Source organism: Roseobacter sp. AzwK-3b (genome assembly GCF_000170875.1).
In the GTDB taxonomy this organism is placed as follows: domain Bacteria; phylum Pseudomonadota; class Alphaproteobacteria; order Rhodobacterales; family Rhodobacteraceae; genus Roseovarius; species Roseovarius litoreus.
This window is the reverse complement of the sequence record NZ_ABCR01000012.1, coordinates 102,744-118,535: the sequence shown is the minus strand read 5'-3', so window position 1 is coordinate 118,535 and position 15,792 is coordinate 102,744. Positions and strand designations below refer to the sequence as shown.

Sequence of the window (15,792 nt, the reverse complement as noted above, 5' to 3'; positions counted from 1 at the left end):
CCGCATAGCTCTAGGTCGAGGCCTTCGCTCAGATCGACCACGAGGAGACCGATCCCATGCTCAGCATCACAACACAAGCCGCCTGATCATGACCTCAGGCCACCCGACAATTACACCTCCTTGACGGACGTGACCCTCAGGATGGCACAACAGCTTTCCTTGGACGCGCTTTCAGGCAAGTTTGGAGCCATTTTCGAAAGCCGGTTGAAACGCTACTCACACTGGACCTCTTGTGCCTAGTAGGCCTCTAAATCAGACCCAGCCTGATTGCTTTAGCGACAGCATGAGCTCGATTTCTCGCATCAAGTGCCTTGCAGATACGTCTGACAATCATTTTGACATGCATTTCGGTGACATCAAGCTTCAGCGCGATTTCCTTGTTGATGTGACCTTCAGCAATCATCCGAAGCGTCTTCTCTTCCGTGTCTGGAAGCAGACAATTATCGCCAAAATCCCCGTTTACTCTCTTCGGGCCGGACGCGATCATACATGATGGCACAAAGACTTCTCCGCTTGCGATTAACTCCAAGATACTTGGCAAAGCCTGAACATTTGTATCTCCTGATATAATTCCCGCTGCGCCATGCCTCAGAACCGACCAAGCAAAATTGGATTCAAAATTGTCGAAATAAACGGCAATTTTTGGACCATCTTTGTTTGATGAGATAACTTGCAAGTTCTCCAGCTCTTTTAAGCTGTGCTGGTTAGCGCCGAGAACCACAACATCTAATTCAGTAGTCCGGCAATAAGCTGCGGTCGGTTTTCTAAAGTCATCAAGAACTACAACTTCGGCATGATGCTCGCTATTTAGGTAGTAGGTCACCGCGCCACTAGTCATATTGTCCCAACCAACCAAGCCAACTTTTAATACACGATTAGAGTGCTCTGCGATCAGATTTTGTTTATCTTGCATATCCGCCTCAAAGGACTGTTGGTTGCAACTGCAAGTACATTGGTGCGATGAGATCTTCTAAAGATATTCTGCCGCCCATAAGATCATCTTTTTTTTAACTTTTCTATAAAAAGTTGATCTGACGTCGTTTTAAACGGTCGAGACGGCCCGCCTACAGTAATTCGTCTTCAGATCTGCCGTCTATCATAACGTGTTACGTCCATGCGCACGGGAGTTCGCTTGCCCAGAGATTGTAGGTCCGAGCCCCCCTAAACTGGGGCTCACGGCCTGCGGTCGGGCCTTGTTTGATTGAAGGGCTAGGAAGACCGTCAGTAATTTCGGTTGAGCGTGCTATAGAGTTGGGGGGCTAGAGTATAGCACCGTGGCCGGTGAACCTTACCTTGAGTGTCTGTCTTTCGTTGGTTGCTTATTGCTTGTTGGTCGGGGGATCCTTGCTCCACAGGCCTTGGATCTTGGATCTTGGTCCGCGGCTCTTGGAAAATAACGCCCTTTAAGCGAGTAAAGATGCGTTATATTATAACACTCAATGAATGGTACCTCGGAGCAGCATATGAGCATCGCAGAAAATGGCAAACCCACGCGCTTTGGGCCAGACTGGCCGGGCCGCCGGTGCGGGGCCACAACCCGGTCGGGCACACCGTGCAAAAAAGCCGCCCTGAAAGGCCGGGCGCGCTGCCGTAATCACGGAGGGTGCGCAACCGGACCACGGACCGAGGCCGGACGTGCGAGGATCGTTGCGGCGCAGCTCAAACACGGGCGGTTGACGAAAGAGCGGCGCGCTGAGGCCAAGCGGCGGGCCGAGGTCGGTCGGGAGATCAGGGCGGAGCTCAGGGACATCGCAGCGCGGGCCGTGGCCTATGGGTGGCTGGATCCCGACTGGAAAGACCAGTTCGACTGATCAACCGTCGTCGATTTCCACTTCCTTGGCCAATGGACCAAGGAACTCGCGCAGGGCGTCTTGGGGCGTTTGGTCGGGGGCAGTGTGCACGTAAACTTGGGCAAAGTACCGTGCGCCTCGGACCTTGGGCCTCGCATCAGCTCTTGCTGTCTCAGTTGTCCCAGTCTGGAAGTCAAACTGGGACACCAATAAATCACGCAATATCAATCCTTTGGAAGGAGTTGTCCCAGTGTCCCAGTAAAATAACAAGACCTCTCTAGAAATTGTATGATGTATGCGCTGATTTTTCTGACCCCTACGTAAATAACTGGGACAACTGAGACAGTGGGACAGTCGAGGTCAAAATGGCAGGTCATTAGGCTGATTTTCCGCCACTGGCTGGTGTTCATCGACCAACTCCATGACTTTGCCGAGATCGAAGCACAGCACACTCCTGCGGACACTCTCACATGTCACTTTGAATGTGTTGCGCTTTTCTTCAGTTTTGGCGAGCCAGCCGGCCTCTTTCAGAGCCTTCGAGATCGCCCGGTCTGATGAGCCGAGATAGTTCCCGACGTCGTTCGACATCTTCTTAATCAGCGACAATGCTGCCTTGGAATCAACGTAAAGGTGGCTATCGTCAACCCAGCCGATACGATCACCTTGCGGCCTTGCGTAGTAGTTCCCATCACGCCCCTGCTCCTCACGCCATCCCAACGCGGACGCATGATGCGGGCACAGTCCGTTCAAGCTGGCGACATGGCCGCGCCCTGACTGAAGTGCTGAGCGCAAAAGATCGATGTATCGCTGTGCATCTGATGCTTCATGATCCGCCTCGGCCTGCATAACGGCCAAGTTTTTAGCAGCGATTAGCGCGGTTTTCAGAACGCCCGTCTCAAACTCTTCGTCGATTAGCTTTGCAGACTTTGCCCACAAGAGAAAAAACTTCAGGCCACAAAGCAGATTAGCCAGATTGTCGGGAGTGCGCGCGTGCCCAACAGTCCCAAGTGCACGGCGATATTTGTTGGACCACAGCTTTACAGTACGACCATCGAAATGGCCTGTGAACGCCATGGTTGCCAGCCATTGGATGCAGTTTGACAGGATTTGTGCTAGCTCACCCGACTTACCAAATTCCTGCAGCTCAGACAGCGCATTGAGATCAACACCATCCTTGTCGATGCTGATTTGCACCATGCGCGCCTGAAGTGAGTGCCCGTTGGGGACATCCTCGCCTGTCGCCAAGATTAGCCCCCGTGAATGATAGGCTTCTCGAAGTTGGGCCGTGCTACTCAGCCTTTGACGTCCCGCCTGATTGGCTTGGCCCCGTATCAGCTGCTCGGCAGTTTTATGCATGCGGGCGACTTCGGCTGGCGTTCCACGGGCCAAGAAATCATCCACAACAAACAAAGCATCCTTCGCCAAAAACGCCGTTTTTTCGAGAGAGTTGCCGGTCGACGACCAATTGGCGGGCAAGTTACTTCCATCAAATTCTGGCCCGAAGAAAGACTGCAATACTCCCGCTATGGCGCTTTTTCGTGCGCCTGTAATGCCGGCGAGGTAAAGGCTAACTTTTGCTGGCTCGAAATGTGAAACCACAGCTCTGACCACCGCACCCAGACATAGCAGGCCCTCATTGTGCTTCAGCAAGCCGGCAAAGTTACGGATTACAGCTTGGAGAAATTCTGGCGAAATCTCGTCTTTGTCGGGGGCGGGGAGATCATAGCCTTTCAGCGATCCATGCAGCCGCGTTTCACGCGAAGTATCCAGACCATGTTGTGTGATCGCCCCTGATCCCGTCAGATAAATATGCTCATCACGGTTTTGGAGCCAGCCAGTATGCAAGGCGACATGAGTCTGCTTCGGCCTCGAGTGCTGTTTGATAGCCGCCAAAATGTGGTCTTTGTACCTCGGCTGGATTACGGGCTGAGCTGCGCTGCCCCACTGCTGAGTAATCCACGCCATCTGGTCCAGTTGGTCTGCCGGTATATCGATTTCAGGCAGAGGCTGGCCCGTTTCAAGCCGCCCAATGATCCGGAACACTTTGGAAGTTGTAGCGCCGTCAAACTCAGTGACCTCCTCGACGATTTCAGCGGTGAAATTTGAAAGCCGGCGTGTGGTTGCAGCTTTCTTGCCCTGTTCGATCATGTGAAAGCATCCGTCCCAAGTCGTGTATCTGATTTCACCAAGCGCCATGGTTTCGGCTTGTGCCGAGGCCGCTTTCGCGGCCTCAGTTTCTTTTCTCAGCTGTTCCACAGGAGTCACTTCACCCATTGCGTTCGTGCCTCCGAGCGATCGAGCGTGCGATTCTGGCAACTTCCTTGGGATCCAGAGGGGGCTGGCAGCATTCAGCGTTGATCTGGAGCAGGGCTTCAAGGGCTGCATGCTCAGGCATCTTTTTCCAGCCAATCAAAAACCCTGCACGCCGTGTAAGCTGGGTGTTGCGGCAACCTGCAGGGATTGGATCGAACAGCTCGCGTTTTACGCCTGTAGCTGCTGCTTTAGCGCGCTCGCGGTGGCGTGCTTGTTCCTGCTCAAGTTCAAGCCGATCGATAAGTTCGGTTGGGAGGTCAGGGATGCCATAAGTTGCATAATCGCGCCCATAGCCGTACGCATAGTCAACGCTTGGACACATCGGGTGACAAGATCCGCTGTATCCGGGGCAAATGGGGGTAATTTCACCACTGTTAAGCAAAATGACGCCGGGCAAGCTTTCATAAATCCAACGCGGAAAAGTCCGGTTCCCCGACCGATAGTGAAGCACGTGGTGCGACATCCATTTATCATCCCACGCGGTTACCACCTCCATAAAGGGATCGTGGCAGAAACAGAACAGGCCTGCCTTAGCCAACGCAAACAGGCCGCTATCCTCATCATGGGTGTGTACGCTTAGCGCCACGGTTCCGGTCTCGGGGCCCGTCTTGATCACCGGTACGGTGTCGCATTGGCTCAAGAACACTTCCAGCGTTTGATCGGGCGTGCGTCCTTGGATATCGAGCAACTCGTAATGATGTCTGAGTGCATACGGAGCAATATCAGTCGCTGCGTGGAACGCCTTCGCAGTCTCAGCCACTTCTTGACGTGAATAACTCTGGCCAGAACGATGATCAGTCATGACGGGCCTCCACGCGTACATTCAGCCATTCTTCGACTTCGTTTTGAAGCCAAGCTATGCGGTTGGCACCAATGCGAATACGCCGGGGAAATTCCCCCTTGGCTTCAAGCCTGCGCAGATGTTGTGGGCTATAGCCCGTGAATCTGACGACCTCAGGGATGAACATGAGGGGTTGAGGGTGGTTCAAGTCGACCATAGTAGTTCTCCGTTCTCGATAAGTGTCGATGTGGGAGAAAATGGACGCTCTATAATACTTTGAGATCCACGCAGTCGTAGTTTTTATTTTTTCAAAAGAATATCTTCAGTGAATTTTTTCAGTAAATCAGAATGTTCTTTAGCTTCCTCCGGTGTCGCGTCCTTAAATCCGGCGAAATAGGCCATAAGCGTTCGTTTTTCTTTGATGTTTTTTTGTTTGGTGTTCTGCTCCACATTTGCAATGTCGAGGCCCGCAATATTGTTTATGACCTTGTTTAAACTTTTAGGCAGGTTGGCATCGGAGTTGCGAACTATTTTTGCCCACCAATCTTTGACTGAATGCTCATTTCCCAAAACGGTCTCGCCGTTGTAAAGGGCGGCGGCAGCCAGTGTAGCCTGTCTGACAATAAAGCCATTGTTGCGATCGCCTGTTTGACGATTGAATTTGAAAAATTCGGGAGTTTGATTTTGTGCCAGCTGCATCAAGGCGTTACTGAGCGCTTCGAGCGCCTCTAAAAGCTCTTTCGGCATGCCGCGGTCGGATAACATCTCTGCATGGATCTTTTCTACCACCCATCGATGCAAGATTAAGTACTGTGCTCGATCCGAATAATATTGCGTTGCAAGTTGGAAAGAAGGAATTGAGCTATTCAGTTCAACGAGGTCGTCCAGCGATGTATCAGGGTTAACATCTTTAAGACCTTTGCGTTTGTGTAAGGGCAGAACTGGTTTTGGCATTTTTCCTCCCAACGATTTCCTGTAGCCCGTCAGACCAAATCGTCATTGCTTGTCGCTTTTCGGGCAAATAATTCCACCGATCGTAGTGCGCACTGCCGACATCAGTCATCGCATGACCCTGCAGCCTATTGCGCATTTCAAGGGAGATGCCCAATGATCCTGCCTGCGTTTTGAATGTCCGTCTAAGGTCACGGGGAGAGAAGCTTTGCATATCGCTCGCTTGTATGAAGCCCCTGACAGCATGCGTTAGGCTGTCATAGCGCCTCGGTGTTTCGCCGCCCCGAGCAGGGAACAGAAATTTTGTATGCTTGGTTGTCTTTCGGATGTCTTCTAAAAGACCGACGTGAAAATCGGTTAGTGGAACTAAGTGTGGCTCGCTTGTTTTGCCTCGTGTCTTCCTCCGCTGCCCGGGTATGGTCCAGAGCATCTGGGGCGCATCAAACTCGTCCCAGCTTGCATGTAATACTTCCTCGACGCGTTGCCCGGTCGCCAATACAAACTTTATCGCCAGAAGCATAGGCGCCGTCAGTAGCTCAGTGTGCCAGAACTGATTAATCTCAGCTGGTGATAGCGCGCGTTGTCCGCGAGCTTTCCGACTTACCGATTTTCGGACTGTCGCCACTGGATTGTTCTGTATTCCAAATTTTGGAGCTTTGCCCCTCCAGCGCGTCATTCCTTCAGCATGCAAGCCCAGTTCAAATGCAGCGTGCAGGTAAGCGCGCACATTGTCCGAATGCACTTTGGCGCCTCGCTGAGCTATCGGTGTGAGGGTATCAAGGATGTCATCTTTTGAGACGAGGTGCGCTGGCCGCGCCAGAAGTGCAGGGGGGATATCTTTTCTCTTAATCCTGCGAACTTCCTTTGCAGTGCGCTTGCCGTCAGCTTCAAGGTCCGCCGCGTAAAGGTCCAATAGATCACCTAAAGTTCCCAAGGCGCGTTGTTCAATGCGGTTAGTTATGGCCTGGCGCTTCTCTATTGCTGGATCCTTGCCATCATCAACCTCTGCGCGTACCTCGGCCGCTCTCAACCGGGCCTCTCGCAGGCTCATTTTGGGGAAACGGCCCAGTGCGACCTGCTTTCTTTTGCCATCTTCCGGCGACGTAAAGCTTAGAAAAAATGATTTCGCTCCGGACGGTGCAACTGTGACGCCGAAGCCGCGTGTCACAACATTTGCGTCGCGTAGCCGGTATGCGGATGCTTTTGGCTTTGCGTCGCGAATTGCTTTATCGGTGAGCATATGATTGTTGCCGCGTTATTGCTACGTTTATATGGTCCCTTTATGTTGCCTCATGGAGGGCTAGGGAGCAACAAAAAAGCCAGAATATATGCTAAGTATCTAATATAGAGAATAAATGTTGGCAGATGTTGTGTGGTGGTCTCTGGTGTCACTTTCTAAACCTCCTCACTCATAACCTGAAGGTCGTTGGTTCAAATCCAACTCCCGCAACCACTTTTACCGAACAATGATCTACATCGGACAACGCACCAGGCTGCGCAGCTTCGATCATGGCAGTGATGGCGCCGTGAAGCTCCACTGAGACCTGGCCATCGGCGCTGACGGTGACGATCACCTGCTCGATCAAACTCCTGATAATATCGAGGGCCGCGGTGCGTATCTCGGGGTCTTTCAGGGTCTCCGCGAGAGCTCCCACCTTGCTGCGATAGTGCTCAGATAGCTTGGGGTGTAGACGGACGGGTGACGGGGCAGGGGTCTGAAGCCGTTCATCCAATGCGCTCAGATCCGCCTCCATCTGTTTCAATCTCTGCAACAGACCATCGGTACGCAGCCCATTCGCTATGGCGTCATAAAGGCCGTCGATCTTCCCGGCCAGTGCGTTACGGTCTCTTTGTACGCGCTGCCGGTCAGCCTCTTGCGCATCGCGCTGTCCGTTGGCTTCCTTTGCGAAGGCTGTGACGAACTCAGCCACGGCATCAGGCTGCATGAGGCGATCTTTTAGAAGATCGAGGACCGCAGCTTCGAGGTCGCCTCGTTTGAAGGACTTTTTTTGCTCGCATGTCTGCAGCTTGCGGGCGGTCGAGCATGCGACATAGTCACGTCCCACGGCAGCGAAACCTCCCCCGCAACAGCCGCATTGGAGCAGACCAGTCAGCAGATGCGTTTTGCGACGACGCTCCCAGAACCGGCTCTCCTTGATGCTTTTAACGCGCGGGCTGCTCTCGATCTCGCCTTGGCGGTGCTTTACGGCGGCCCAGAGTTCATCATCGACGATGCGCAGCTCGGGCACGTCCGTGATCACCCATGCGGACTCCGGGTTCTGTCGTGACACCCGTTTCCCCGTCGACGGGTCCTTGATGTAGCGCAGACGGTTCCAGACCATGCGCCCGATATAAAGCTCATTGTTCAGGATCCCCGTGCCGCGTGTTCTGTGGCCGCGGATCGCGGTATCGCGCCACATCCGACCCCGGGGGCCGGGCACCTGGTCTTCGTTCAATTTGCGCGCAATCGCCTTGGGGGAATGGCCCTCGCTGAACTCTCTGAAAATCTTCCGAATGATCTGTGCCTCATGATCATTAATGGTGCGCTCGCCAGTGACCATCTCCCCGTCTTCGCCGAGCCGGCGCACCACGTCATAGCCATAGGATTTGCCGCCCCCGGAACGACCGGCCTCGACGCGCCCGCGAAGGCCGCGGCGAGTTTTGTTGGCGAGGTCCTTGAGAAAGAGTTGGTTCATGGTGCCCTTGAGGCCGACATGCAACTCGTTGATCTCGCCTTCAGACAGCGTCACGACCCGAACGCCATAAAAGCTCAGGCGCTTGTACAAGGTCGCCATATCCGCCTGGTCGCGGCTCAGCCTGTCCAGTGCCTCTGCTAAGACAACGTCGAACGCACCTTGTTCGGCTTGCCTCATCAGGCTTTCCAGCCCCGGCCGGTGCATCGACGCCCCGGACAAGGCCATGTCGCTGAACATCTCTACGACCGACCCACCAAGCCGATCGGCATGTTCCACGCACAGGCGGGTCTGATCCTCAATTGATGCCTCACTCTGCATCGTTGAGGAAAAACGCGCGTAAATCGCTATCCGCATCCTCTGTCTCCCTTTTTAAGGTTGGCTAGAGCGCTCGCCAGACCGCGCCCTGCTGTAATTGTGTCGGCCCGGATATAATGTTCTTCAGCGATGCGTTCCGTCGCATGCCCCAATATCGGCTTTATAAGACGAGCCGAGGCTGGGTCAGTCCGTGCCAGAGTCGTCGCGGCTGCATCGCGGAACAGGTGCGGGCTGATGTCTATGCCAAGCAATTTTTTGGTTCTCTTTTTGATCGCTCGCGTGAATTGGTTGATGCCGGGAGGTGTCCCATTACGCCCAATCCAGACAGCATCCGTATCGGCTGACCCGCGAGCCAAAAGCGCAGGGCGTGCCGTCTGTAAGTAAATCGTCAGAATCTTGCCCAAGGTATCTGGAACGATTGCTTCCCACGGCTGCCCGTTCTTGGTCATGGATCCATCGAGGTAGATGCTGATCTGATCTTTCTCCAGGCAAAGAGACGCTCCAAGCGCCAATTCTGACAACGCACGACGGCGCATAGGCATAAGCGCCAGCATACAGATTATAGCCCCATCGCGCAGCCTTACGGCGCGATCAGGATGTGTGATCTGCCCCATATTATCCTGCACGAGCGTCGCGCCGACCTCAAACAAGATATCACTTGAAAGAGTGCGCCCTGTTTTGCGCGGGGAGCCATGCCGTTTGATAGCGCGATGCAGATCGGCAAGTAGGGCGAGCTGCGCGGTCCAGTCATGATCAGGAGCCGTAACTCGACATAGACGGATCACCGCATCCAAATACCCGAATAAGGTTGCGGGAACCAAATCGCCCATAGAGTTGCGCCAGGTGCGCAGCCGCTGATATGTGGCACGTTCTACGGGAGGTAGGGCCATCGCTTCAGGCTCTACCCGTGAGACCCAGCACAACCAGCGGCCATATTGGCGTTCCATCAGGTTGCGGGATGGCGCCCGCCAATGGGCAAGTGGTCCTCGGTCATCAAGCAGACTGCCTTCTGCGAACAATGCGACGAAGGCATCTTGGTCGGCGGCAGGCCAGTCTTGCAGCGGCAAGGCGATACCCATCACATGCCCTCCCGCATCTTGTCCACCAGTGATGCGAAACTGCGCGTGGCACTGATCGTCTCCAAGCCGGAGTAGACGCTAATTGTTCGGCTTGTGGAGGAATGGCCGAGCATCTGGCGGGCGACCTCGTAACCGCCCGGATTGGCGTCGAGGTAAATCATCACCGCAAGGTGACGGAAAAGATGTGCATTCATCTCGATCCCGATCTCGTCGCGCACCCGTCGCTTGATCCGCTCCGAGAGCGTGTTTCTCCAAACAGGCCCATCCTTGCGGGTCGCCGGGAAAAGGTAGGGGTTGCGTGGCGCGCAAAGAGTTGGCGCACGGTCGGAAAGATGGGCATCGATCATAGAGACCAGGTGTGCAGGCAGTTCGAACTCGATTGGGCGATGGTTCTTCACCTCGCTCGCAGGGATCACAAGAAACATCTTGCCCTTGCCGGGGCGCTGCAGGTGGCGATCGATCTCCAAAGATGACAAGTTCGAAACTCGCAAGGGACAGTAGAGCAAAATGCCGATGGCGATAGCATCCTCCCGCATCCGCAGCGCTTTATAGCGGTGCTGGCCGAGCGGGCGCGCTATGATCTGCTCTGGCAGATGCAGCAGACGGCGCAGAACATCAGGGTTGCGCAACACGCGCAAGCGGTCGCGGTTCTTGGCCGTCATACCGCCTGGTTCGTGAACAGCAAGGCGTTCTTTGTATGTAGTGAGGGCGCGCACTGTCTCGTCGGGCAAGCCCAGATGTTTGGCGATAGTCAGAAGAAGCCCTGCGGTATCGCCGATCGACGTACATGTCGCGCCACCGTTACGCTCCAACATTTGCCGCAGACCCCCTTCCACATGAGCAGGCTGCAGTAATGCTTCCATCGAAGTAATCTCTTGGGGCGCAACTCCATGTCCAACGACGTGACTTACAAAGCGCAGTAACATGTAACGATAGGTGGTAGCGGACGAGGCCGCGATCGGGCGGAGCGTCCTCCCGGGCGCAAGCAGGTCCGGCCATTGACGCATCTCAAGATACCTATCGATATCCTTAATAAGGTCGGGCGCATACTCCGTCTCAGGCAACATCACTCGATTTGATTTAGATGGAACGTCCAGGCGCTGACGCGGCCACGCCGACAACCGATCTCTGGCCCGGTTCCAACCCATTACTGCATCTTCGTAAGCGGCTTTGGGATTTTTGCTGATCTCATTCAGTTCGACTGCCTCCCGAAACAAAAGTGCATGGTCGTTGCACACGTTTGATGGCGCGATCCCGAGGCGGTCGAGGAAAAAGACAAAGCGCGGCAAAGGGCTCAGAAGGCTTTTGTCCTTTGAGGCTTGAATCACGGCCCAGAGACTGCGCCAGGACGGTGAAAGATCCTCGGGCCGGCGTTGGCGCTTTGTGACAATCCCACAAGCGACCATCGCGTTCCGCGCGTTGCTGACCGTATTTTGCCAGGTCTTCTTGCTGACGCCGATGCCAGCAGGGGCTATACGCGATATCCGCGGCTGCAGCCACCGCGGATCGGCCGGAACCTGGGCCGGCGCCCGGTCGAGCGCCTCGGCAACACGGCGCAAACCGGAGATGAGATCCTTGCGGCGTGAGGCCGTGAGCGTTTTGTTGGTGCTGAGCTGGTCCATCAGGTCGGCAAAGCTGGGTGTGGAGGGGGCAACGAAGATGCCGTCGAGGGGAATTGCGCTGTTCTTTGTCATCGGGAGCCTCGTTTTCTGGTCAGTTTGGGACGCGGGTGGACAGGTGGGGACACAGGGGGCTGGTCGGGAATACTCTATACGATAAACAAACGCGGTTTTGCCGGATGGGTCTTCCCGACGGACTGCCAAGACACTGAATCCAAGAGACATTTGTGGACACTAGTGGCCGCTTGCCTGGGCCATGCGGTAAGCGATATGTGCAGCATGAGTGATGCGGATCAGACGGCCGCCGGGGCCAACTCGGATCACCTCAAGCAGGCCTGCGCTGATTGCACGGGGCACGGTCTTCTCGGACACGTTGTCCGCTCGCGCGACTTCCTTCACCGTCATCAACGGCTGCGCATGGTGCGGGATTGCTTTATTTGGTGTCTTGGTCATTGGCACGCTCCTCAGCGGGGTGGGGTGCGAGCTCTTTGGTCTCTGCCGCGACCGCCCGTGCGAACAGGCGCGCCAACGCCAATGTGGCGTCAGTGACGTGCTGTTCGGCCGTCGAATGGCTTGGGTGTTCGGGCTCGCAGGTCATGCTCTGACCGTCGCGTGAAAACGCCCAGCATTACCAAGTGTATTGATTGTTCAGTTTAGGACTGATCAACCGGGTCAAGTTCGCCGCGCCGTCGAAAACGCCTGCGTACGCGTTCTATGTCTCGCCGTAGTGTCTCACCACTCATTTTACACTTCGGCGTCGTAATCATACTGACAACGTCTTGTATAAAATTGATAAGCTCGCCTTCACGCTGCTCGGAGCTGGGTTTATCCGGGCGCGTTGTGATCGTGAGAGGCCGACCGGCGTCCAGCCAAATGTAGCAGCAGGTCTCAATCACTTTCAGACGCCGCTCATCCTGTACATTCCGCTTATCGAGAGGACGCACCGGGACTGATGTACCGTCTTCTTCAAAATAGAGCTTTCTGAAGCGATTTTCTTGGCTGTGACGTTTTGTGCCGCCATCATCTCGCCTTATTCGGACGAGATTGACTTCTGAATCTATGTCCAACGAGTAACCCAAAAGAACGGAGAGATACCGAGTGAGGTTTGTGTCCAATTGAAAACTCTGTGCGAGAATCTCAATGTGGTCCTCGCTCAACGCACCGTTATCGCCATAGTCGGCCAGACGGAACGGTAGCGTTTGCTTGATTCCGTCGAAATGCATGTAGATAAGCTCGACGGGGTCTTCCAAATGGCTCGGCCGTTCGCTTTTCTTTGAGGGAGGTTCATCGGAGTTCAAGGGGCCGCCTTTCATAGGGAAATAAGCAAAGTTTAACGGGGCTGGCAGGGCAAGGGAACCTTGGCCGCGTCCCCAAGATCGCAAATCAGGGACTGCCTGGGCGGCGCATTGTACTCTGCGCTGGCCAAGACGTCCGTCACGACCTAACCCTTCATCAAATGGCGGGCGGCGGCAGATTAATACTGAAGGCCTGTCGGCAAGGGGATTGCTGCCCCTCCAAGAAATTGGGCCCTGTTGGTCCTAAAATCTCGTCTCGCGCCGCCGTGAATGAAATGGCGGCGCGAGACATAGTGGACCTCAAGAGCCTGGGCCAACCTCGATAACTCTTAGGGGCTCAGAAAGCCTTCGCGGTTATTTTCAATCCGCCTACGGATCATTCCCCTTCGATGTCATCGCGCCGCTCTGTCATTCTTTTTGACGGGGCGTTGCCTCAGGCGTCCGGCCCTTTGGCGCTATGGTCCAGCAGCCCCAGAAGCCTGTCCACCTGCTCGGAATCGAACGGCTTGCGCAACACGGCGTTCATACCGGCCTCCAGACACATCTGCTGTTCCTTGTGGCTGGTATGCGCGGTTAGTGCCACCACAGGCAATTGGCTGCCTGCGGCATCGCTGCGGATGTGGCGCGTCGTCTCAAGACCATCCATGCCCGGCATGCTCAGGTCCATCAGGACAACGTCGAAAGCTTCATCCTTGACCAGATCCAGAGCCTCAGGCCCGCTTGCGGCCTCGACCACGCGGTAGTTCCGGCGCTCCATCAGAACACGAACAACCATACGGTTGATCTCGTCGTCATCGACAACAAGGATATTTCGCCGATCGCTCACGGGCGCCAGACGCCTTCCAGGCGTCTCACCCAGAGGATTATGCCAGCTCGATGGGTGTCCATATCTCAAACCGCGTTCCTTCGTGAACTTTGCTTGCGCAGGTGATGTGGCCTCCGAATTTAGTCGCAATGGCCTGCGCAACGGACAGTCCAATGCCCATTCCGCGATACGATCTCGTAAAGGATGATTCAACCTGTTCGAACGGCATGAAAATTCGCTCCAGCTGCGTCTCATCGATCCCGATCCCGGTATCGCTGATCTTCACCTTAAGCCATTTGCGATCATCCTGCTGTAAAATTTCTGAATGCAGCGTGATGCTGCCTTCTTTTGTGAACTTGATCGCGTTCTCCAAGACCTTCGAAATCATCTGCGATATGCGCGCGGGGTCCGATACGATCTGCGTGCTGCCATCGCCAAGCCCGGCGCGTCGGAACTCCAGCCCTGCAGTTTGGGCAAGGTTTCCGTAAAGCGCCTCGATCTCGCGGATCCGCGCCTCGATATCGAACGTCACCGGGTCAAGCCGGATCGACCCGGTTGTGCCCTCGGCGAAATCCACCATGTGATCGACCAGCGCGTTCAACTCTTTTGCCGACGACCACGCCACATCCAGATATCGGTCGCGGTCCGCATCGTCCGTTTGCTCGCGGCAGATCGTCAACATGCCCACCACGCCGCTCAGCGGTGTGCGCAGCTCATGGCCGGCGATCACAAGAAAGTCGCTCTTGCGCTTGTTCTCCTCCTCTTCCAGCCTGAGCGCCTCGCGCAGCTTTTTGTCCGAGCTGCGCACGTGACGGATCATCGTCTTGAGGGCCTCGTTGAGTTGCCACATCTCGGTCGATGAGCGTTCTTCGTCGGGCAGGGTGATGGTGTAATCCCCGTCGCTTATCTTGCTGCTGATCTCGGTGAAATGCCGAACCGGTCGCGCAAGGCGGCGTGACATGGCCCAGCCCGCAGCGCCCAGAAGGGCGGCCACCACCACCGCCAGAAGATAGGATTTCGACAGACTGCCGTTCACCGCTTCGGAAAGTTCATAGATCGGCTGTGGAACCATGACAGGCCAGCCCGTCTCGGGCACAAAGGTGATCCCCGCGATCATGTCCATTTGCATGGGCGGCGAAAAGAACATCTCGACCCCGGTCTCGCGGTTCAGCATCCGCCGCACCGCCGAGATGCCGGAAGCATCCACCATGTTTTCCTCGACCTTTGGCGAGGGATGAGCGATGGCGCGTCCGAACTGGTCGAAGATTGCCGAATGCCCGAACTCACCAAAGGCGATGGCCCTCTGCACCGCCTTGATGTAGTCGGTCCTCATATAGCCGATCACCAGTCGCTGATCTGGAAGTTCATAGCCGAGAATGAAATGTTTGCCGTCCCCGATGCGTTGCAGACCTGAAATCTGAACGCCGCCGAGGGTCGCATTCGTGCCCGCGCGCAGATCATCCAATACCGTTTGCTCTGGCAGGGGCAAATTCTTGCCCAGCCAATTGGGCGGGGGCTGGTCCGCTGCGAAGGTTGGCAACAAGGCCATGCTCTCCACGTTCAGCGATTCCAGCAATGACATATGGGCAACCCGCGTCGCCTCGCTGTTGTTGTTGCCGACTTCGATAGCCGCATGGGCAAACACGCGCGCCACATCCGTGACATAGCGTGACAGCGACAACGACACGTTCTGTGCGATCACAAGATGCTTTTCCTGCGTTCGCTCGATCTCGGTGTTCATGAACGTGCGATAGTTCCACAGCTGGATCACCAACGCGAACACCAGGATCGCGGCCAGAACCATCAGGGCGATCTGCTGCTGCAGGGGCCAGACCCATCCCTTTATACGGGTCTGCTTTGCCGCGCTGCCAGACAGCTCTGGCAGCGTGTGCTCGGGTGTATTTGCGTGCGCGCTCACGACACCTCCTGAGGTTTGTTCATCGGTTATGCACCCGAGGGTTTATCCCACCAGTCCCGTTGGCCTGATACGGCATAAGATTTAAGTCTGATATGCCATTTGCGTACGACGCCGTCCAGTCTTCCGGATGCCGGGTGATGTGGCGTCCATGGTCTGGGCCCCGCCTCGGACGAAGGTCTGACTCTTGGTCCGACATAGCGTGGAGTGCCGATCTGCGGCTTTGCGTCATA

14 protein-coding genes are annotated in these 15,792 nt (G+C 55.4%); 1 reads left to right on the top strand and 13 read right to left on the bottom strand.

Going from position 1 to position 15,792, the window contains the following annotated elements; genetic code table 11:
• Positions 1–247: 247 nt before the first annotated feature.
• On the bottom strand, positions 248–913 hold the full coding sequence (locus RAZWK3B_RS20740; RefSeq protein ID WP_083799260.1) for a response regulator transcription factor: 666 nt from the start codon (positions 911–913) through the stop codon (positions 248–250).
• Positions 914–1,463: 550 nt separating this feature from the next.
• Between RAZWK3B_RS20740 and RAZWK3B_RS17580 the strand changes: the two genes are divergently transcribed.
• Positions 1,464–1,811: an HGGxSTG domain-containing protein gene (locus RAZWK3B_RS17580; protein ID WP_037296221.1), complete on the top strand. Its 348-nt coding sequence runs from the start codon at positions 1,464–1,466 to the stop codon at positions 1,809–1,811.
• A gap of 339 nt (positions 1,812–2,150) precedes the next feature.
• Here the strand turns inward: RAZWK3B_RS17580 and RAZWK3B_RS17570 are convergent, their stop codons facing one another.
• From RAZWK3B_RS17570 to RAZWK3B_RS17515, 12 genes are all read right to left on the bottom strand, one after another.
• The gene (locus RAZWK3B_RS17570) at positions 2,151–4,064 is read right to left on the bottom strand and encodes a DUF927 domain-containing protein (protein ID WP_007817527.1); all 1,914 of its coding nucleotides are present in this window, start codon (positions 4,062–4,064) and stop codon (positions 2,151–2,153) included.
• Positions 4,057–4,905 (bottom strand): primase alpha helix C-terminal domain-containing protein, encoded by an 849-nt coding sequence (locus tag RAZWK3B_RS17565; protein WP_007817526.1) that lies wholly within the window; start codon positions 4,903–4,905, stop codon positions 4,057–4,059. The genes RAZWK3B_RS17570 and RAZWK3B_RS17565 overlap by 8 nt, the downstream gene beginning before the upstream one ends.
• Positions 4,898–5,071 (bottom strand): helix-turn-helix transcriptional regulator, encoded by a 174-nt coding sequence (locus tag RAZWK3B_RS20735; RefSeq protein WP_083799249.1) that lies wholly within the window; start codon positions 5,069–5,071, stop codon positions 4,898–4,900. The genes RAZWK3B_RS17565 and RAZWK3B_RS20735 overlap by 8 nt, the downstream gene beginning before the upstream one ends.
• Positions 5,072–5,184: 113 nt before the next feature.
• Positions 5,185–5,838 (bottom strand): hypothetical protein, encoded by a 654-nt coding sequence (locus RAZWK3B_RS17555; protein ID WP_157132303.1) that lies wholly within the window; start codon positions 5,836–5,838, stop codon positions 5,185–5,187.
• A complete protein-coding gene (locus RAZWK3B_RS17550) occupies positions 5,795–7,075 on the bottom strand; it encodes a tyrosine-type recombinase/integrase (protein ID WP_007817519.1) in 1,281 nt (426 codons plus the stop codon). Before RAZWK3B_RS17550 ends, RAZWK3B_RS17555 begins: the two co-directional genes overlap by 44 nt.
• 169 nt (positions 7,076–7,244) lie before the next feature.
• Positions 7,245–8,885 (bottom strand): recombinase family protein, encoded by a 1,641-nt coding sequence (locus tag RAZWK3B_RS17545; RefSeq protein ID WP_007817517.1) that lies wholly within the window; start codon positions 8,883–8,885, stop codon positions 7,245–7,247.
• The gene (locus RAZWK3B_RS17540) at positions 8,876–9,925 is read right to left on the bottom strand and encodes a tyrosine-type recombinase/integrase (protein WP_007817514.1); all 1,050 of its coding nucleotides are present in this window, start codon (positions 9,923–9,925) and stop codon (positions 8,876–8,878) included. Before RAZWK3B_RS17540 ends, RAZWK3B_RS17545 begins: the two co-directional genes overlap by 10 nt.
• Entirely contained in the window at positions 9,925–11,619 is a 1,695-nt protein-coding gene (locus RAZWK3B_RS17535; protein ID WP_007817512.1) for a tyrosine-type recombinase/integrase, read from the bottom strand. Before RAZWK3B_RS17535 ends, RAZWK3B_RS17540 begins: the two co-directional genes overlap by 1 nt.
• A 159-nt stretch (positions 11,620–11,778) precedes the next feature.
• Entirely contained in the window at positions 11,779–11,997 is a 219-nt protein-coding gene (locus tag RAZWK3B_RS17530; protein WP_007817510.1) for a helix-turn-helix domain-containing protein, read from the bottom strand.
• A gap of 200 nt (positions 11,998–12,197) precedes the next feature.
• On the bottom strand, positions 12,198–12,842 hold the full coding sequence (locus tag RAZWK3B_RS17525; protein ID WP_198133305.1) for a hypothetical protein: 645 nt from the start codon (positions 12,840–12,842) through the stop codon (positions 12,198–12,200).
• Positions 12,843–13,272: 430 nt separating this feature from the next.
• The gene (locus RAZWK3B_RS17520) at positions 13,273–13,665 is read right to left on the bottom strand and encodes a response regulator (RefSeq protein ID WP_007817506.1); all 393 of its coding nucleotides are present in this window, start codon (positions 13,663–13,665) and stop codon (positions 13,273–13,275) included.
• Positions 13,666–13,702: 37 nt separating this feature from the next.
• Entirely contained in the window at positions 13,703–15,562 is a 1,860-nt protein-coding gene (locus tag RAZWK3B_RS17515; RefSeq protein ID WP_007817504.1) for an ATP-binding protein, read from the bottom strand.
• Positions 15,563–15,792: the final 230 nt, after the last annotated feature.